Raw genomic sequence first — 18,967 nt, forward strand, 5'->3', positions numbered from 1 at the left:
GTGGCAACCACCTATTCTCAGCCCACCGGGATCCTTGGTGCTCCCGTGGTACCGAAGTCCAAGGGGCGCATCGTCGTCAACTGGATCACCTCCACCGACCACAAGACCATCGGGTACATGTACCTGATTGCGTCCTTTGTGTTCTTCTGCTTCGGCGGGGTCATGGCGCTGCTGATCCGCGCCGAGCTGTTCGAGCCCGGAATGCAGATCCTGCAGACCAAAGAGCAGTACAACCAGTTGTTCACCATGCACGGCACCGTCATGCTGCTCATGTTCGCGACGCCGCTGTTCGCAGGCTTCACCAACGTCATCATGCCGCTGCAGATCGGCGCACCGGACGTCGCCTTCCCGCGGCTGAACGCGCTGGCCTTCTGGTTCTTCCTCTTCGGCTCCACCATCGCCGTCGCCGGCTTCATCACCCCGCAGGGTGCGGCGTCGTTCGGCTGGACCGCCTACGCGCCACTGTCCAACACGACCTTCAGCCCCGGCGTGGGCGGTGACCTCTGGACGTTCGGCCTGGCCCTCTCCGGCTTCGGCACCATTCTCGGCGCGGTCAACTTCATCACCACCATCATCTGCATGCGCGCCCCGGGCATGACCATGTGGCGCATGCCGATCTTCACCTGGAACGCGCTGGTGACATCCATTCTGGTCCTGATGGCGTTCCCGCCGTTTGCCGCCGCACTGTTCGCCCTCGGTGCCGACCGCCGCTTCGGCGCCCACATCTTCGACCCCGAAAATGGCGGCGCCGTGCTCTGGCAGCACCTTTTCTGGTTCTTCGGCCACCCGGAGGTGTACATCATCGCCCTGCCGTTCTTCGGCATCGTCTCCGAGATCTTCCCGGTCTTCAGCCGCAAGCCGATCTTCGGCTACAAGGGCCTGGTGTACGCGACGATTTCCATCGCCGCCCTGTCCGTGACTGTGTGGGCCCACCACATGTACGTCACCGGCTCCGTGCTGCTGCCGTTCTTCTCGTTCATGACGATGCTGATTGCCGTCCCAACCGGGGTGAAGTTCTTCAACTGGATCGGCACCATGTGGCGGGGATCGATCACCTTCGAAACCCCGATGCTCTGGAGCATCGGCTTCCTCGCTACGTTCCTCTTCGGCGGCCTGACAGGCATCATCCTGGCCTCCCCGCCGCTGGACTTCCACGTCTCCGACACCTACTTCGTGGTGGCACACTTCCACTACGTGGTCTTCGGCACCGTGGTGTTCGCCATGTTCGCCGGATTCTACTTCTGGTGGCCCAAATGGACCGGCAAGATGCTCAACGAGCGCCTCGGCAAGATCCACTTCTGGATGCTGTTCCTGGGCTTCCACGCCACGTTCCTGATCCAGCACTGGCTCGGCGTCAGCGGCATGCCCCGCCGCTACGCGGACTACATGCCGCAGGACAACTTCACCTGGATGAACCAGTTCTCCACCTACGGTTCATTCCTCCTGGGCGCTTCGCTGATCCCGTTCTTCTGGAACGTCTACATCACCTGGCGCAGCAACGAACGAGTGGAAGTGGACGACCCGTGGGGCTTCGGCGCCTCGCTTGAATGGGCAACCTCGTGCCCGCCCCCGCGTCACAACTTCACCTCGCTGCCGCGGATCCGCTCGGAACGTCCTGCCCTGGACCTGCACCACCCCGAGCTCTCCCAGTTCTACACCGTCGATTCTCCTGCCCCGGCAGCAGCAGCGCTCGGTAACGCCGACCAGAAGGACGCTGCCCAGTGAAGATCGAATCAAGGATTTTTGGACTCGGAGTCTTCTTCTTCGTCCCGGTGGCCCTCGTCTACGGCTTCTTGACGAAATGGTCTGAATGGGTTGGAATCCTCGGTGTGCTGCTTGTCGGCGGCCTCGCCGGCATGATCGGCGCGTACCTCGGCTTCACCGGCAAACGCGTCGGGATGCGCCCCGAGGACCGCAACGATGCCGAGATCCACGAAGGCGCCGGCGAACAGGGTCACTTCAGCCCGTGGAGCTGGTGGCCGATGGTCCTGGGTCTGTCCTGCGCCACCGGCTTCCTCGGCTTGGCCTTGGGGTTTTGGCTCGTGTTCATCGCCGGTGGCATGGCAGTCGTGGCCCTGATCGGCTGGGTCTACGAGTACAGCCGCGGTGACCACGCGCACTAACGCCGTGTAGGCACTGCCGCGAACAACGACGGCGGGCCCCACCTTTTGGTGGGGCCCGCCGTCGTCTGCGTTCCGCGGGGGACTCTGCCGGACCGGCAGCTTCCCCGAGAGGTATGGAGGGTCCCGGAGGCTCTCAGCGCGCCTGTGCAGACTCGAGCAGGAGCCGCAAGCCCTCCAAGGCGTCCTCGGCCTCGGCGAGGCTGTAACGGGCAGGGATCGCGTCCGGCGCAACGGCGAGTTCGACTTCGCAGCCGCAGGAGAAATCCTCGATCATGACCTCCAGCAGTGAGCGGGCATCAACGCCCGGCTTGCCGTTCTTGCTGATGGTGACCGGAAGCCCCGTTTCCGTAACGGCCCGGACAAACACCGCCGCCGGCCGGGCGTGCAGGCCGATGGCCGCCTGGACGATTGCCTTTCGTACTGGCAACGGGACTCCTTCGTTTCTGGCGGGTGTGATTTAAGCCTAGCCGGGGGGTGCCGCAGCGGGCGAACCGGGAATGCGGTGGTCTAGACCTGATACCTGGGTGGCCTACGCTTAATGCATGTACGAAAGCACCAGGCGGAGCCATGGGATCTAACGCATCGGCCATGGCGGGCGAGATTGACCGTCACAGCGGCTCCCCGATCTATGTCCAGCTCCGGGAAATCCTCCGGGCCCACATCGCGAAGGCGTGTCCGCCCGGCTCGGCGTTGCCGTCCGAGCGGGACCTCGCCGAACGCTTCGGGCTGGCACGGATGACGGTGCGCCAGGCCATCGATGCCCTCGTGGGGGAAGAGGTCATTGAGCGCGTCGTGGGCCTGGGTACCTTTGTCCGAAAGCCCAAGCTGGACCTGCAGGTCAAGCTGACCTCCTACAGCGAGGAAATGCAGCGCCGCGGCATGGTCCCGGCGGCCAAGGTGCTTAGCTTTGAACAGATCGGGGCAAGCGCCTTCCTGGCCCGCGAACTGCAGCTGGAGGAGGGGACGCCGCTGGTACGGTTCCGCCGCCTGCTGCTGGCCGACAACGAGCCGATGAGCGTGGACGAGAACTTCATCCCGGCACACCGGGTGCCCGGCCTGCTTGATGGCGAACCGCCCACCTCGCTCTACAACGTGCTGAGCGAGCGCTACGGCCTAGTGATGGAGTGGGGCGAGGACATGATCGAGGCAACCGCGGCCTCACCGTCCACGGCAAGGCTGCTGAATGTCGACGTGGGTTCGCCGCTGCTGAAGATCCAGCGCCACGCCTTTGTGGCACGGGCCATGGTGGACTACTCGGTGTCCTACTACCGGGCTGACCGCTACAAGCTCTGGGTGCCCCTGCAGCGGCCCGGGGTCCGGCCGACGCGCAACTACGCCTCGGGGTACCGTCCATAAAGGGGTAACGCGGGGGTCACGTCGCGCCCATCCCGATAGGGATCAAGAGTCAGAAGTGACCACGGGGGTGCTGTTTGCGGTGTGCTGTTCTTGGGGTACAGGAAAGGCCCGGTCCTGGCGGGCCGGGCCTTTCTGCGCTATGCCTTGGATCTAGTGGCTGAGGGTCTTCTGCGACTCCGTCGCTTCGATTGCCTCATGCCCGCCGTGGTGGCCATGGGCCGCCTCGAGCTCAGCCGGGGTGGCCGGGGCAACCCGGTCCTCGAAGAACCACTGGGAGAGCTTCGCACGGCGCTTCTCCTTGCTGTCGACAACGCCGTTGGCGTTCGGCACAGCGGGGAGCGGGGACGGAGATTCGAAACCGACCAGCTTGTACCGCTTGTACTCGTCCAGCGGGGCGTGAACCTCGATGAACTCGCCGTGCGGCAGCCGGACGATGCGGCCGGTTTCGCGGCCGTGAAGGGCGATCTCGCGGTCCTTGCGCTGCAGGGCCAGGGCGACTCGCTTCGTTACCGCGAACGCGATGACCGGGCCGACGAAGAACAGCGTGCGGAGCCAGTAGGTGACATCGTTCAGGGACACGTGGAAAGTCGTGGCGATGAGGTCCGAGCTGGCAGCGGCCCACATGACGCAGTACCAGGTGAAGCCGGCCACGCCGATCGCGGTACGCGTCGGCGCGTTCCGCGGACGGTCCAGGACGTGGTGCTCCCGGTTGTCCTTGGTGATCCACCGTTCGATCCACGGGTAGGTGAACAGCACGGTGAAGATGATGCCTGCCGGTACGAGCGCCGGCAGCAGCACGTTCAGCGTCAGCACGTGGCCGAAGATCACGTACTCGAAATGGAAGTTTCCAATGACACCCGGCATCAGGCGCAAAGCACCGTCAACGAATCCGATGTACCAGTCAGGCTGGGTGCCTGCCGAAACGGGGGAGGGGTCATAGGGACCGTAGTTCCAGATCGGGTTGATCGTGAAGAAGCCGGCCATGAGCGCAATCACGCCGAAGACGATGAAGAAGAAGCCGCCGGCCTTGGCCGCGTACACCGGGCCGAGCGGGTAGCCGACGACGTTGCCGTCGTTGCGTCCCGGGCCGGGGTACTGGGTGTGCTTGTGCACCACCACCATGAACAGGTGGAGCACGATCATCAGCAGGATGAGTGCCGGCACCAGCAGGATGTGCAGCATGTAGAGGCGGCCAATGATGGCAGTACCGGGGAACTCTCCGCCGAAGAGGAAGAAGGAAATGTACGTTCCAATGACCGGAATGGCCTTAATGACACCGTCGATGATGCGCAGGCCGTTGCCCGACAGCAGGTCGTCGGGAAGGGAGTACCCGGTGAAGCCTTCAGCCATGGCTAGGATCAGCAGGACTCCGCCGACTACCCAGTTCATTTCCCGGGGTTTGCGGAAGGCACCGGTGAAGAAGACACGGAGCATGTGAACACCGATGGACGCCACGAACAGCAGCGCCGCCCAGTGGTGGACCTGGCGCATGAACAGCCCGCCGCGGACATCAAAGGAAATGTTCAGGGATGAGTTGAACGCGGCAGACATTTCGACGTTCTTCAGCGGCGTGTAAGAGCCCGCATAGTGGGTTTCCACCATGGACGGATCGAAGAAGAACGTCAGGAAGGTGCCTGACATGAGCAGGATGACGAAGGAGTATAGGGCCACTTCGCCAAACATGAAGGACCAGTGGTCCGGGAAGACCTTGCGGCCAAATTCACGGAGGATTCCGGATCCGCCAACGCGTTCGTCAACGAAGTCGGTGATGCGGCCGCCTTTGGTCTTGGCGACGAAGGTGGGGGCATTAGGCGTTGTTGTTGCGCTCATGCTCATCACGCTCCCAGTAACTAGGTCCAACAGGTTCATGGAAGTCGCTGGTAGCGACCAGGTAGCCCTCGGCATCAACCGCAATGGGAAGCTGGGGGAGAGGACGGCTGGCCGGGCCAAAGATAACCTTGCATTCCTGGGTCAGGTCGAAGGTTGACTGGTGGCACGGGCACAGCAGGTGGTGGGTCTGCTGCTCATACAGGGCAACAGGGCAACCGACGTGGGTGCAGATCTTGGAGTAGGCAACGATGCCGTTGTAGCTCCAGTCCTCGCGGCCTGCGGAAGGCCTGAGGGAATCCGGGTTCAGGCGCATCAGCAGGACGACGGCCTTGGCCTTTTCGTTCAGCTTGCCTTCGTGCAGCTCGTTGAGGCCTTCCGGGATCACGTGGAAGGCCGAGCCGATGGTGACGTCCGAGGCCTTGATGGGGGTTCCGTCAGGGTCGCGGGTCAGGCGCTTGAGCTTGCCCTCCTGCGGGGCCCACATGGTGTGGGCCAGCTTGTCGTCCGGGCGGGGACCGAGGTCACCGAAGACGGCCAGTGCCGGCAGGGGAGCCAGCGCGACGGCGCCGAGAAGGGTATTGCGGATCAGCGGCCGGCGCTTGATGCCGGTTTCCTCCACGATGTCGTCGACAATGCGGACGGCAGCCAGACGGTCTTCCTCGGTGCGGATGGCATGGCGCTCTTCCGAGACTTCATGGTCCGGCATGAGGGCCTTGGCCCAGTGGACGATCCCGGTGCCGATGCCCAGCATCGCGAAGGCGGTGCCGATGCCCAGCAGTGCGTTCTGCAGCCGGATGGTGGCGATCGAGGAGTCATCTCCCAGATCGATGGCGAAGTACGCCACCAGGAATATCAGGGTGCCGACCACCGAGCTCCCGAAAAGAAGGGCTACCTGCCGTTCTGCTCGCTTGGCGGCCCTCGGGTCCGTGTCAGCCAGGCGCAAACGATGCGGGGGAATTCCAGGATCCTGGAACTTCTCCACCTCATTCTGACCAGCCGTAGCTACGGTGCCCGAGTGGTTCGGACTGCCGTCACTATGGTTGCCCATAATTCGCCTCATCCCTCTCTCGTTCCGGCAAGTGCCGGGTTAGCTTTCAATTCAAACTGCTGACGGGTCAGCAGAAAATTCTTACAGGTGCAACAGGGTCTGTCAGGACGTCCGGGACGTCAGCCAGATGGTGAAGGCGATGATGACGCCCATGCCGGCGATCCAGACAAACAGACCTTCGGATGTGGGACCCAAAGCACCAAGATCAGCACCACCGGGTGAACCGTTGGCTTCGATCTGCTTCAGGAAGGTGATGATGTCGCGCTTTCCCTCGGGGGAGACGTTGGCGTCATTGAAGACCGGCATGTTCTGCGGGCCGGTGACCATTGCTTCGTAGATGTGCTTGCCGGAGACATCCGCCAGGGCCGGGGCGAACTTGCCCCGGGTGAGTGCCCCGCCGGCGGCTGCGGCGTTGTGGCACATGGCGCAGTTCGTCCGGAACAGCTCGCCGCCCTTTGCGGCGTCGCCCTTCTCATCGAGGACACCCGCTTCGGGGATGGACGGGCCGGGGCCGAGGGAGGCAACGTAGGCGGCCAGCTGGCTGGTCTGTTGCTCATTGAACTGGGCGGGCTTCTTGTTGGCCTGCGGTCCGTTCATCTGCATGGGCATACGGCCGGTGCCAACCTGGAAGTCAACGGCGGCAGCGCCGACGCCGACGAGCGACGGTCCGGCCTGCGACCCGCTGGCACCCATGCCGTGGCAGGTGGCGCAGTTGGCGGCGAAGAGTTTGCCGCCTTCTTCTGCGTCGCTTGCGCTGAAGCTTGTGGTGTCGGCCTTGGCCTGATTGACGGTGGTGGCAACGGCGTACAGCCCACCAGTGACCAGGAGGCCCATCAGCAGCAGTGCAATTGCTGCCAGTGGGTGACGTCGCTTCTGCGAGAGTACCTTCACGTGGTGGTTCCTTTATTCGATCCTGCGTTGGCTCGGGGAGCCACTTCTAGAAATTCTGCCTCTTGTAGACCAAGATTTTGTAGAAAAAGAGTCAAGTTGCGGCTACTGGAGGACGTAGATGACCAGGAAGAGGCCGATCCACACGACGTCGACGAAGTGCCAGTAGTACGAGGTGACGATTGCGGACGTTGCCTCAAAGTGGCCGAACTTCTTCGCTGCGAAAGAGCGGCCGATGATGAGCAGGAAGGCAACCAGGCCGCCGATGACGTGCAGGCCGTGGAAGCCTGTGGTCATGTAGAAAGCTGAGCCGTAGGCGTTGGACGAGAGCGAGACATGCTCGGAAACGAGCATGGCGTACTCGGTCGCCTGGCCGGCAACGAAGAAGGCACCCATGATGAAGGTCAGGGTGAACCATTGGTTCATTCCCCAGCGGGTGAAGCTGAGGGGTCCGCCGCTTCGGCGCGGCTGGAGCCGCTCAGCGGCGAAGACGCCCATCTGGCAAGTAAAGGAACTTGACACGAGGACGATCGTGTTAACGAGCGCAAAGGGGAAGTTGAGCTTGGCTGTCTCCTCGGCCCACATCTGTCCGGAAGTCGAACGGAGCGTGAAGTACATGGCAAAGAGACCGGCGAAGAACATCAACTCACTGGACAGCCAGACTACGGTTCCAACAGAAACCATATTCGGGCGATTCAGCGTCGGGTGCGCCGGGGTACTGGGGGCATGGGTCGCAGATGTCACATAGACATTATGTCTATAAAAGTCCGTCCTGCCCAACGCAAACCGCGTTTTCGGAGGACTTTTTCTACAAAGACGCGAATTCGCGCGGAAAAGTTCCCGGCCCCGTTCACATTGGTCATTGCAGTACGCACCTCGATAGCATCAGCAGGTGACTTCTCAGGCATCCGCACAGGCGGCAGGCAACACCTGGCCGCGGCTCATCGGCGCACTCATAGACGGCACTGACCTAACGGCCGGCAGCACGCAGTGGGCGATGAATTCGATCATGTCCGGGGAGGCCACACCGGCGCAGGTAGCGGGATTCCTCGTTGCGCTGCGGTCCAAAGGGGAGACCGTGGATGAGCTGGCCGGGCTCGTTGAGGCGATGATCTCCAACGCCAACCCGATCGACATTGCCGGCGAGAAGCTGGACATCGTCGGTACCGGCGGGGACCAGCAGGACACCGTTAACATCTCGACCATGGCTGCCCTGATCGCCGCCGGCGCCGGTGCCAAGGTGGTCAAGCACGGCAACCGCGCGGCGTCCTCGACCTCGGGGTCCGCCGATGTCCTGGAAGCCCTCGGCGTCCGCCTGGACCTGCCGATTCCGCGCGTTGCCCTCAACGCCGACGAGGCCGGAATCACCTTCTGCTTTGCCCAGGTGTTCCATCCCTCGATGCGGCATGCCGCCGTCGCCCGCCGGGAACTCGGCGTGCCCACGGCGTTCAACTTTCTCGGCCCCATGATCAATCCCGCACATGTCCAGGCCTCGGCCGTCGGCGTCGCCAATGAGCGGATGGCGCCCCTCGTCGCCGGAGTGCTGGCCAAGCGCGGCAGCCGCGGACTGGTGTTCCGCGGCAGCGACGGGCTGGATGAACTGACCACCACCGGCCCTTCCCACGTCTGGGAAATCCGGAGCGGCGGGGTTACCGAGGTGATGTTCGATCCGCGTGAGCTGGGCATCCGTCAGGCGACGCTGGAAGAACTGCGCGGCGGGGACGCCGGGGCCAATGCCGCCGTCGTCCGTGCTGTCCTGTCAGGAGCCCCGGGGCCGGCCCGCGATGCTGCGCTGCTGAACGCTGCCGCCGGTCTGGTGGCGTTCGACCTCGACGCGGTGGGCCCGCTCAAGGACCGGATGGCCGCGGCGCTGAAGCGGGCCGAAGAATCCATCGGTTCCGGTGCTGCGGCCGCCGTGCTGGACAGGTGGGTCGCTCTCTCGCAGAGCTGACGTTAGCGCGCCCTGGACAGGCCCCGGAATGGGCCTGAGCTGCGTTACTGTTCTGGCTGCGTTACTGTTCGAAGCCGAGGGCGAAGGCCGCGTCGAGGTCGTGCTGGGAGTAGGCGCGGAAGGCGATCTGGGTGGTGGTGTGCCCAACCCCGGGAACCTTGGAGAGCTTGTCCGCGATGACGTCGGCGAGATCCTCATGCTTCGGCACCCTGGCGATGGCAATGAGATCCCATTCCCCGGTCACGGAATAGACCTCGCTGATGCCCTGGATGGCGGAAATTTCTTCCGCGGTTTCCGGGATGCGGGAAGCGTCTGTCTTGATCAGGACGAAGGCGGTGACCACGTCTGTTCCTTTCCGGATCTGTTGCGCCGTTGCGGGCCGGTTTTATGGCCCGTGTTTAATGGCCGGTGCGGACCCGGCCATGTCCCTGCAAGCCTAGTACATCAGCCCTGCCGGCGGCGTGCCCGCAACCGGCGTACCCCTGCTGCCAGCAGCCGGTATCCCAGCAGGAAAACACCCAGGGCAAGCAGGGCCACGATCACGAACGGCAGGACCACCGTCTGGCCGGTGAGGGCGCGCAGCAGCATGCCGACGGCCACCGTGCCGAGCCAGACGCCGACGCCGGCCGGCCACACCGCCAGGGGGGCGCGCCAGACGCGCAGCGCGAGCCAGCTGGCGGCGGCGCCGGCGAGGAACGGCCAGGCCGTGCCAAGGACCCCCGTAAGGATCCCGCCGCGCTGGTGCGCGTCCCGGCCGATGGCGGCAAAGAGGAGGATCAGCGCCACGTCGGCCACAGCGGCCACCACGGCCGCCCTGTTGATGCTTGAGTTCCTGGCGGTGGGACGGGGGAGCGGGGGAGTTGGCGACGTCATGGTTCAAGCCTAGCCCGGCAGGCCGGGCTGAGCGCATCAGCCCTTCGTCGTCGCAATCCTCGCGGCAAAACCCAGCAGGACGACGCCGGCGATCCGGTCTGTCGCCCTGCCCACCGCGGGGGACTGCAGCCAGCGCCGGGCATAGTGGGTGGCAAGGATGATGACGGCGAACCAGATCATCGCCTCCGCGTTGTGGACCAGCGGGAGCAGCGCCCCCATCAGCAGTGGCGGCGCCTCCGGTGGCAGGAACTGCGGGATCATCGCCATGTAGAAGACGCCCACTTTGGGGTTCAGCAGGCTCGTGGTGACGCCGGTGAGCAGGTTCTTCCCGACGCTTCCGGCGCCGGGGGCCGGCCGGGCGTCGGGTATCGATCCGTTCCTGAAGCTCTTGAGGACCATCGTGATTCCCAGCCAGGCCATGTAGCAGGCTCCGGCGATCTTCAGCACCGTGAAGGCTGTTTCCGAGGCGGCCAGCAGGGCGGAAGCCCCGATGGCTGCGGCAAGGCCCCACGCCGCTGTTCCGGTGCAGATCCCGGCCGCCGTGGCGAAGGCGGGCGCATGGCCCTGGCTGATGGCCGTGCGCAGCACCAGGACGGTGTCCATCCCCGGAATCAGGGTCAACAGCGCCGCCACGAGGGCGAACTGCAGGAGGGCGTCGGGGATGCTCATAGGGCAATCGTAGCGGCGTCCGGATGGGGCAACCGTTGTGCCGTCAATCCGGCACGTCTAGGCTCGGGCTCAAACCCGCATCGCCGCCGGACACCGCCGCGCGGCACGGGCAGAACGGAAGAAGTTTGCCGTGAGCGAAAAAATTACCACCTGTCTCTGGTTCGACAACCAGGCCGAGGAAGCCGCCGAGTACTACGCTTCCGTCTTTGAGGGCGGCAAGGTCCTTGACGTGGCACGCTACGGCGAAGGTGGTCCGGGACCGGCTGGCCAGGCGATAACTGTGCGCTTCGAGATCGAGGGCCGCTCCTTCACGGCACTGAACGGAGGACCGGCCTTCACCTTCAGCGAGGCTGTGTCATTCGTCGTCGATTGTTCCTCGCAGGAGGAAATGGACCGCTACTGGGCGGAGCTGAGCCAGGGCGGCTCCGAAAGCCAATGCGGCTGGCTCAAGGACAAGTACGGGGTCTCGTGGCAGGTCATACCGTCTGTGCTGGGCCAGCTCATCGGCGGCCCCGATCCGGAAGGCTCCCAACGGGCCATGCAGGCCATGCTCGCGATGGGGAAACTTGACATCGCCGCGCTGCAGAAGGCCTACGACGGGCGCTGAGCCGCGGGTGGACTGAGCCGCGGGTGGACCGGGACCTCCGGGGGTTCCGCGGCCGGAGATTGGCCGCGCATCTTGCTGTCCGCGCCCCGCAGGGTGTCAAATCCTTAAGAGGGGCCCCCGCCCCGCGGATGCTGGATACAAACGCCAGGAGGTACTCATGCCGACGAAAGACGTAAAGGTCCCGGCGAAGAATCCCGGCCGCAGCGCCGACCTCCGGCGGGCCGACGCATCCGAGGGCCTCCCACCGGACCGGCCCGAACAAATCCGGAACGTCGCCCTGGTGGGCCGCTCAGGATCCGGCAAGACCATGCTGACCGAGGCGCTGCTCGCCGCCACCGGTGCCATCGCACGCAAGGGCTCGATCGCGGACGGCACCACCGTCAGCGACTCGGAGCCGGCCGCGATCCACCAGCAACGCTCGGTCGCGCTCTCCGTGGTGCCCATCGGGGCCGGCGGCGTCAAAGTGAACCTGCTCGACACCCCCGGGTATGTGGAGTTCCTCGGCGAGTTGCGCGCCGGACTGCGGGCCGCCGACGCGGCGCTTTTTGTCGTCTCGGCGCTGGACGATATCGACGCGGCCACCACCGCGCTCTGGGCCGAGTGCCAGCGGGCGGGGATGCCGCGGGCGGTCGTGATCAGCCGCCTGGACCATCCCCGGGCGGACTTCGACGCTGCCCTCGCCAGGTGCCGCAGGGCCTTCGGCGACTCAGTGGTGCCCCTCTACCTGCCGGTCCGCACCGGAGCGGCCGTTACCGGATTGCTGGGGCTGCTCTCCGGCACCGTGTCGGAGCAGCGGCCGGACAATCCGATGCCGGCATTCCGGAACGCCGGCGACGCCGAACGTGCCGCCGCAGAGGCTGCGCGGAGCGCGCTCATTGAGGGCATCATCGCCGAGAGCGAGGATGAGACGCTGATGGACCGGTATCTCGGGGGCGAGGACATCCCTCCGGAAACCCTGGTCAGCGATTTGGAGACGGCCGTGGCCCGGGGCTCGTTCCACCCGGTGCTGCCGACCTCCGCGGAAACCGGCGTCGGTCTGGCAGAAGTGCTGGAGGTGGCGACGCGGGCCTTTCCGTCCCCGGCTGGGCGGGAACTGCCGCCGGTGACGGAGCTCGACGGCGCCCCGGCGGGCCCCCTGGGCTGTGACCCTGGGGGGCCCCTCGCCGGCGAGGTGGTGCGCACCACCACTGATGCGTTCCTGGGCCGGGTTTGCCTCGTCCGCCTCTTCTCCGGCACGCTGCGGGAAGATTCGGCCGTCCACGTGGGCGGGCGCGGCCTGGCCGACCGGGGACACGAGGACCACGACAGCGACGAGCGCGTCACGCACCTGTACTCTCCGCTGGGTTCGAGCCTGCGTCCGGTGCCGTACTGCGTGGCCGGCGACATCTGCGCGCTCACCAAGCTGGGTGTCGCCGAGACCGGGGACACCATTTCGGCCAAGGAGATGCCGCTCCTGGTCCAGCCGTGGGAGATGCCCGCACCGTTGCTGCCCGTCGCTGTCGAGGCGGCCTCGCACGGTGACGAGGATGCCCTGGCCAAGGGTCTGGGCAAGGTCGCGGCCGGCGACCCGACGCTCCGGGTGGAGCGCAACTCCGAGACCCATCAACTGATCCTGTGGTGCATGGGCGAGGCTCACTCGGAGGTGGTCCTCGGCAGGCTGCGGGACCAGGGTGTCAGCCTGCAGACGGTCGAGGTGGTGACACCGCTGCGGGAGACGTTTGCCGCGCCGGCGGCGGGCCACGGCCGGTACGTCAAGCAATCCGGCGGCCACGGCCAGTATGCCGTCTGCGACATCGAAGTCGAACCGCTCGAACGCGGGGCCGGCTTCGAGTTCGTCGACAAGACCGTGGGAGGGGTGATTCCGGGACCGTTCATCGCCTCGGTGGAAAAGGGTGTGCGGACCCAGATGCAGAAAGGGGTCTCCGCCGGCTTTCCGGTGGTCGACATCCGGGTGACGCTGGTCGGCGGCAAGACGCACAGTGTGGACTCCTCGGATGCGGCCTTTCAGGCTGCCGGGGCGCTGGCCTTGCGGGAGGCTGCAGCGGCCGCGCGCATCCAATTGCTGGAACCCGTCTCCGCCGTGACAATCAGCGTCTCGGACGAGCACGTGGGTGCCGTGATGAGTAATTTGTCCTCCCACCGTGCCCGCCTGACCGGGACGACGTCCGCCGGGGGAGACGTCACCGAGATCGGAGCCGAAGTTCCGGACCAGGAACTCCTGCGGTACTCGATCGAGCTACGCGCCCTGACGTCCGGGAGCGGCCGCTTCAGCCGGAGCTACCTGCGGCACGAACCGGTGCCGGCAACCACGGCCCGTGCCGCCGCGAAGGCCTGAACCCGGCATGCGGGCCCGGTGGGACATGCCCTCCCCTCGGGTGAGGGGAAGGGCATGTTGGCATTATGTCCGGTGCACGTGGCCGGGACTGGGCATGTCCCGCGGAGCCGGTGAGTGGCCGGGTGGGACATGCCCTCCCCTCGGGCGGGGGGATGGGCATGTTGGCATTATGTCCAGTGCACGCGGCCGGGACTGGGCATGTCCCGCGGAGCGTCAGGACGACGCCGGCGCCGCCGCCGCTGCCGCTACGGTGGCCGAACCGTCCGGGATCTGGTCCTCGCTGGGCTCGAGCCGGACAATCACCGCCTTGGAAACCGGCGTGTTGCTGCCTTCGGCCGTATGGTTCAGCGGCACCAGCACGTTGGCTTCGGGGTAGTAAGTGGCCGCGCAGCCACGGGCGGTGGGATAGGAGACCACCCGGAACTTGCGGAGTATGCGTTCCACGCCGTCCTTGTACTCGCCGCGGATGTCCACGAACATTCCGTCGGCCACGCCCAGCTCGACAATGTCGTCCGGATTCACAAACACCACGTGGCGGCCCTTCTTGATGCCGCGGTAGCGGTCGTCGTGGCCGTAAATCGTGGTGTTGAACTGGTCGTGGGAGCGCATGCTCTGCAGAATCAGCGTGCCCTCCGGCCTCTCCACGTGCTCGAGTTCGTTGACGGTGAGCACGGCCTTGCCGGTCGGCGTCGGGAACGTACGGGAATCGCGCGGCCCGTTCGCCAGGACGAAGCCGCCTTCCTGCCGGATCCGCTCGTTGTAGTTCTCACAGCCGCCCACGACCCGCGAGATGTGGTCCCGGATGAGGTCGTAGTTCTTCTCAAAGCCGTCCCAGTCGGCCTTGATCCGGCTGCCCACAACCGCCTTGCCGAGGCGGCTGACGATCGCCGGCTCGGACAACAGTTGGTGGGACACCGGCTCCACGCTGCCCCTGGAAGCGTGAACGGCGCAGACGGTGTCCTCGACGGACACGAACTGCTCCCCCGACTCCTGGATATCGATCTCGGTGCGGCCCATCGTGGGCAGGATCAGTGCTTCCGCACCGGTCACGGTATGGGACCTGTTGAGTTTCGTGGAGATCTGGACGGAGAGCTCGGTGTTCTGCATGGCCGACTCCGCCGCGTTGGTGTCCGAGATGGCACCGACGAAGTTGCCGCCGAGCGCGACAAAGGCCTTGATCCCGCCGTCGGCCATCTTGTTGATGGTTTCCACCGCGTCCACGCCGTGTTCGCGCGGCGGATCGAAACCGAACTCCTCACCCAGGGCCTCCATAAAGGACTGCGGCATCTGCTCCCAGATGCCCATGGTGCGGTCGCCCTGGACATTGCTGTGGCCTCGAATGGGGGAGGCACCCGCCCCGGGCTTGCCCATATTGCCGCGCAGCAGGAGCAGGTTGATCATCTCCTTGATCGTGGCCACGCCCTTCTTCTGCTGCGTGATGCCCATGGCCCACGTGATGATGACCTTCTCTGCCTTCAGGTACCGGGCGGCGAGCTCATCGATTTCCTCAGTGCGAAGCCCCGTCGCTTCCAGCACCGCCTGCTCGTCCAGCTCGCTGAGGTGCTCCTTGAGCTCCGCCAGGCCCTCGCAGTGTTCGGAGAGGAAGGCGTGGTCCAGGACGGTCCCCGGATTCCGGTCTTCGGCGTCGAGCACGCGCTTGGAGATGGCCTGCAGCAGGGCCATGTCCCCGCCGATGCGGATGTGCAGGAACTGGTCCGCGATCTCGGTGCCGCGGCCAATGATGCCCTTGACTTTCTGGGGGTTCTTGTAGCGGCGAAGGCCGGCCTCCGGCAGGGGATTGACGGCGACAATCTCGCCGCCGTTTTCCTTGCACACCTCCAGCTCGGTGAGCATGCGCGGGTGGTTGGTGCCCGGGTTCTGGCCCATGATGATGATCAGGTCCGCTTTGGCGTAGTCGTCAAAGGAGACCGTGGCCTTGCCGATGCCGATGGTCTGCCCCATTGCCCAGCCTGAGGATTCGTGGCACATGTTAGAGCAGTCCGGCAGGTTGTTGGTGCCGTAGCCGCGGACGAACAGCTGGTAGAGGAACGCGGCCTCGTTGGAGGTCCTCCCGCTCGTGTAGAAGGCGGCTTCGTCCGGGGAGTCCAGGCCGGTGAGTTTGTCCGCGATGATCCGGATCGCCTCGTCCCAGCTGACCGGCTTGTAGTGGTCCTCGCCGGCGGGCTTGTGGACCGGTTCGGTGAGCCGGCCCTGCATGCCGAGCCAGTACTCCGAGCGGCTGCGCAGTTCGGTGACGGAGTGCTCCGCCCAGAAGTCTGAGGCGATGACCACCGGTGTTGCCTCCCAGGTGACGGCCTTGGCACCGTTCTCGCAGAACTCGAACGCCTTGCGGTGGTGCGGATCCGGCCAGGCGCAGCTGGGGCAGTCGAAGCCGTCCTTCTGGTTCATCGCCATCACGGTCTTGCGGGTGCGGTTCAGGCCCATATCTTCGATCGCGGGCTTCATGGAGTGCAGGACCCCGGGGATACCGGCGGCCCAGTCCTTCGGGCCATCACCGACTACCAGGTCCTTTTCATCAGGTTCCTCGACCGGAGGGTTCTTGCGCGTCACGTCGAACTTCCCTTCTGCAAACACCACGGGTTTGGATGGTGCGCTCATCTACCACTACGCACCTTACCTTCAGGGCTATTACAGGCCTACCAGCTTGTCCGGAGTGCCGCAAGGAATCCGCCGGCGACGGCGACGACGTGCCGGCGGTTCCGTAAGGATGCCTGGTTTCGCAACGGGCGCCGTGCCGGCACCGACGACCGATTTGAGCACCGCGCTCCGGAATCCGGATACCCCCACGGCAATTAACTTTCCCGCGTGGCCGGGCCGCGGGCTCCAAGTAGCCGGTCATCGACCCCGGGAACCTGGTAGCCGTCCGGGAGATCATTACTCCCAGCGCGGCCGACGTTGCCGGGAACCGTGACACCGCAGTGTTCTCCGGCCCGCAGGCGAACTACACGGTCACCACGACCGGTGGCGACGGTACGCTGGGCTCGCCGGGCTCGACCACCACGGTGGTCGACAACGTCGGCACCGATGGTACCGATACCCTCCGCAACATCGAATTCCTCCAGTTCGCCGACACCGTACTTCCCAACGCACCCGTCATCGGCGTCGCAACCGCCGGCAACGGCCGGGCAACGGCTACCTGGACGGCTCCGACCGTCGGCATTGCCAGCAGCTTCTCCGTGAAGGTACTGGACGTAACCACGGACCCGGCCGGCGTCCAGGTCGGGGCTCTCCGTCCCGCCGCGGGCGGCGCCACCAGCCTGCTGGTAGACGGTCTGACCAACGGATCCAGCTATCAGTTCCAGGTCCTAGCCACCAACGCAGTCGGTGACAGCCCGTTCTCGGCGGTTTCCAACTCGGTGACTCCGGCGCCGACTGTGGAAGCAACCGCCCCGGGTGCTCCGACGATCGGTACGGCCACGGCCGGGAATGCTTCGGCAACCCTGACGTGGACGGCTCCCGCCTCTGACGGCGGATCCCCGATCACCGGCTACCAGGTCCGGGCCTCCGCCGGAGCAACGGTGGCCGCTACCCAGACGGTCACCGGGAACGTCGGCACCGTCGTCGTCACCGGGCTCACCAACGGCACGGCGTACACGTTCGACGTTGCCGCCATCAACGCCGTAGGGACGGGAGCCGCCTCGGCTGCTTCCAACCTTGCGACACCGGCTGCCCTCGCCGGGGCTCCGACGATCGGTACGGCCACGGCCGGGAATGCCTCGGCAACCGTGACCTGGACCGCACCAGCCTCCGACGGCGGAAACCCGATCACCGGCTACAGGGTCCAAGCCTTCGACGGAACCACGGTGGTCAAGACCCAGACGGTCACCGGAAACGTCGGCACCGTCGTCGTCACCGGGCTCACCAACGGCACGGCGTACACGTTCGATGTGGCCGCCACCAACGGCGTCGGCACGGGAGCAGCCTCGGCTGCTTCCAACCTTGCGACCCCGGCGACCATCGCCGGGACCCCGACCATCGGTACGGCTACGGCCGGAAACCTTTCGGCTACCCTGACCTGGACCGCCCCGGCCTCCAACGGCGGTTCGGCGATCACCGGCTACCAGGTGCGGGCCTTCGCCGGAACAACGCTGGCCAGGACCCAGACGGTCACCGGGAACGTCGGCACCGTCTCGGTCACCGGGCTCACCAATGGCACGGCTTACACGTTCGACGTGGCAGCCATCAACGCCGTGGGGACGGGAGCCGCCTCGGCTGCTTCCAACCTCGTCACTCCGGCGACCATCGCCGGGACCCCGACGATCGGTACGGCTACGGCCGGGAATGCTTCGGCATCCCTGACCTGGACCGCCCCGGCCTCCAACGGCGGTTCGGCGATCACCGGCTACCGGGTACGGGCCTTCACCGGCACCGGCATAACGGCGGCCAGGACGCAGACGGTCACCGGGAACGTCGGCACCGTCGTGGTTATCGGGCTCACCAACGGCACGGCGTACACGTTCGACGTGGCAGCCATCAACGGCGTCGGAACGGGAGCCGCCTCGGGGCGGACGGCTACGGCCGTAACCCCCCGCACCGAGTTTGTGCTTCCGACGATTACGGCACGGACCCCGGCAACGGGTGCCAATTCGGTCAGCCAGGCAGGCAACCTCAGGGTAACCTTCAGCGAGCCGGTCACCGGAGGCTTTGGCACCGGAGTCAATGGCACCAGCTTCGTACTCCGGCTCGGCACAACGGTGATCCCCGCCGTCGTGACCTACGACACCACCACCCGGGTCGCAACGTTGGACCCGTCCGTGACGCTGCTTGCCGACCGGACGTACACGGCCACTGTGTCCGGAGTCCGTGACGTTGCGGGCAACACGATGACGGCGAGCAGTTGGTCGTTCCTCACCGGCCCGGCGCCAAGGATCACGGGCCAGTCGGCCCTGACCGGGGTCCTCCGGAACAGCAACGTGACGGCTACCTTCAGTGAGATCGTCACCGGGTACTCGACGAGCACGGTGCGGGTCACGAATGTCGCTACCGGGGCGGTTGTCACCTCGACGGTAACGTTCAACCCCCTCACAAGGGTGCTGACGATCAATCCATCCGCAACCCTGGCCGCGACCACGCAGTACCGCGTCCAGGTCACTGGTGGCACGGCCGCGGTACGGGATACAGCCGGTAACCCGCTGGTTACCCGGACGTGGACCTTCACAACAGGAACGGCGCTCTAACCAGCAGTAGGAGATTGCCGGCTGGCGGGTCCCCAACGGCCCGCCAGCCGGCATCCTCACTTGTCCGAAGGTTCATGTTCGGCACGTTA

The 18,967-nt window shown here is 65.6% G+C and carries 16 protein-coding genes; 7 read left to right on the forward strand and 9 right to left on the reverse strand.

What is annotated here, in order from left to right; translation table 11 throughout:
• Positions 1-1,725 carry an aa3-type cytochrome oxidase subunit I gene (gene ctaD, locus ABIB26_RS07995; RefSeq protein ID WP_354241176.1) on the forward strand — a complete coding sequence of 575 codons (1,725 nt, stop codon included), beginning with the start codon at positions 1-3 and terminating at the stop codon, positions 1,723-1,725.
• Positions 1,722-2,123: a cytochrome c oxidase subunit 4 gene (locus tag ABIB26_RS08000; RefSeq protein ID WP_354241177.1), complete on the forward strand. Its 402-nt coding sequence runs from the start codon at positions 1,722-1,724 to the stop codon at positions 2,121-2,123. Before ctaD ends, ABIB26_RS08000 begins: the two co-directional genes overlap by 4 nt.
• Before the next feature lie 133 nt (positions 2,124-2,256).
• On the opposite strand, the gene ABIB26_RS08005 is transcribed toward ABIB26_RS08000, so the two are convergent.
• Complete coding sequence (locus ABIB26_RS08005) at positions 2,257-2,550, reverse strand: HPr family phosphocarrier protein (RefSeq protein ID WP_354241179.1); 294 nt, start codon at positions 2,548-2,550, stop codon at positions 2,257-2,259.
• A 140-nt stretch (positions 2,551-2,690) separates the two neighbouring features.
• On the opposite strand from ABIB26_RS08005, the gene ABIB26_RS08010 reads away from it, so the two are divergent.
• On the forward strand, positions 2,691-3,479 hold the full coding sequence (locus ABIB26_RS08010) for a GntR family transcriptional regulator (RefSeq protein ID WP_354241181.1): 789 nt from the start codon (positions 2,691-2,693) through the stop codon (positions 3,477-3,479).
• A gap of 150 nt (positions 3,480-3,629) precedes the next feature.
• Here ABIB26_RS08010 and qcrB read toward each other — a convergent pair whose 3' ends face one another.
• From qcrB to ctaE, 4 genes are all read right to left on the reverse strand, one after another.
• Entirely contained in the window at positions 3,630-5,309 is a 1,680-nt protein-coding gene (qcrB, locus tag ABIB26_RS08015) for a cytochrome bc1 complex cytochrome b subunit (RefSeq protein WP_354241183.1), read from the reverse strand.
• On the reverse strand, positions 5,287-6,357 hold the full coding sequence (gene qcrA, locus ABIB26_RS08020; protein WP_354241185.1) for a cytochrome bc1 complex Rieske iron-sulfur subunit: 1,071 nt from the start codon (positions 6,355-6,357) through the stop codon (positions 5,287-5,289). Before qcrA ends, qcrB begins: the two co-directional genes overlap by 23 nt.
• Before the next feature lie 102 nt (positions 6,358-6,459).
• Positions 6,460-7,248 (reverse strand): cytochrome bc1 complex diheme cytochrome c subunit, encoded by a 789-nt coding sequence (gene qcrC / locus ABIB26_RS08025; RefSeq protein WP_354241187.1) that lies wholly within the window; start codon positions 7,246-7,248, stop codon positions 6,460-6,462.
• Positions 7,249-7,350: 102 nt separating this feature from the next.
• Positions 7,351-8,025 carry an aa3-type cytochrome oxidase subunit III gene (gene ctaE / locus ABIB26_RS08030; protein ID WP_502913637.1) on the reverse strand — a complete coding sequence of 225 codons (675 nt, stop codon included), beginning with the start codon at positions 8,023-8,025 and terminating at the stop codon, positions 7,351-7,353.
• Positions 8,026-8,137: 112 nt separating this feature from the next.
• On the opposite strand from ctaE, the gene trpD reads away from it, so the two are divergent.
• Complete coding sequence (gene trpD, locus ABIB26_RS08035) at positions 8,138-9,196, forward strand: anthranilate phosphoribosyltransferase (protein ID WP_354241191.1); 1,059 nt, start codon at positions 8,138-8,140, stop codon at positions 9,194-9,196.
• A 61-nt stretch (positions 9,197-9,257) separates the two neighbouring features.
• Here the strand turns inward: trpD and ABIB26_RS08040 are convergent, their stop codons facing one another.
• The 3 genes from ABIB26_RS08040 to ABIB26_RS08050 all read right to left on the reverse strand — a co-directional run bounded on the left by ABIB26_RS08040 (position 9,258) and on the right by ABIB26_RS08050 (position 10,738).
• On the reverse strand, positions 9,258-9,539 hold the full coding sequence (locus ABIB26_RS08040; protein WP_354241193.1) for an Lrp/AsnC family transcriptional regulator: 282 nt from the start codon (positions 9,537-9,539) through the stop codon (positions 9,258-9,260).
• A gap of 101 nt (positions 9,540-9,640) precedes the next feature.
• Positions 9,641-10,069, reverse strand: a complete 429-nt coding sequence (locus ABIB26_RS08045; RefSeq protein ID WP_354241195.1) for a DUF3054 domain-containing protein — start codon at positions 10,067-10,069, stop codon at positions 9,641-9,643.
• A 36-nt stretch (positions 10,070-10,105) separates the two neighbouring features.
• Positions 10,106-10,738, reverse strand: a complete 633-nt coding sequence (locus tag ABIB26_RS08050) for a LysE family translocator (protein ID WP_354241197.1) — start codon at positions 10,736-10,738, stop codon at positions 10,106-10,108.
• Positions 10,739-10,868: 130 nt separating this feature from the next.
• Here ABIB26_RS08050 and ABIB26_RS08055 point away from each other — a divergent pair, with 130 nt between their 5' ends.
• Together ABIB26_RS08055 and ABIB26_RS08060 are read left to right on the forward strand one after the other, a co-directional pair.
• Positions 10,869-11,345, forward strand: a complete 477-nt coding sequence (locus tag ABIB26_RS08055) for a VOC family protein (protein WP_354241199.1) — start codon at positions 10,869-10,871, stop codon at positions 11,343-11,345.
• 157 nt (positions 11,346-11,502) lie between these two features.
• A complete protein-coding gene (locus ABIB26_RS08060) occupies positions 11,503-13,680 on the forward strand; it encodes an elongation factor G-like protein EF-G2 (RefSeq protein WP_354241201.1) in 2,178 nt (725 codons plus the stop codon).
• 213 nt (positions 13,681-13,893) lie between these two features.
• Here the strand turns inward: ABIB26_RS08060 and ABIB26_RS08065 are convergent, their stop codons facing one another.
• The gene (locus tag ABIB26_RS08065; RefSeq protein WP_354241377.1) at positions 13,894-16,251 is read right to left on the reverse strand and encodes an FdhF/YdeP family oxidoreductase; all 2,358 of its coding nucleotides are present in this window, start codon (positions 16,249-16,251) and stop codon (positions 13,894-13,896) included.
• A gap of 368 nt (positions 16,252-16,619) precedes the next feature.
• Between ABIB26_RS08065 and ABIB26_RS08070 the strand changes: the two genes are divergently transcribed.
• Positions 16,620-18,878 (forward strand): beta strand repeat-containing protein, encoded by a 2,259-nt coding sequence (locus ABIB26_RS08070; RefSeq protein WP_354241203.1) that lies wholly within the window; start codon positions 16,620-16,622, stop codon positions 18,876-18,878.
• The last annotated feature ends 89 nt before the right edge of the window (positions 18,879-18,967 follow it).

It is taken from the genome of Arthrobacter sp. UYEF20, assembly GCF_040546335.1.
Classification (GTDB): domain Bacteria; phylum Actinomycetota; class Actinomycetes; order Actinomycetales; family Micrococcaceae; genus Arthrobacter.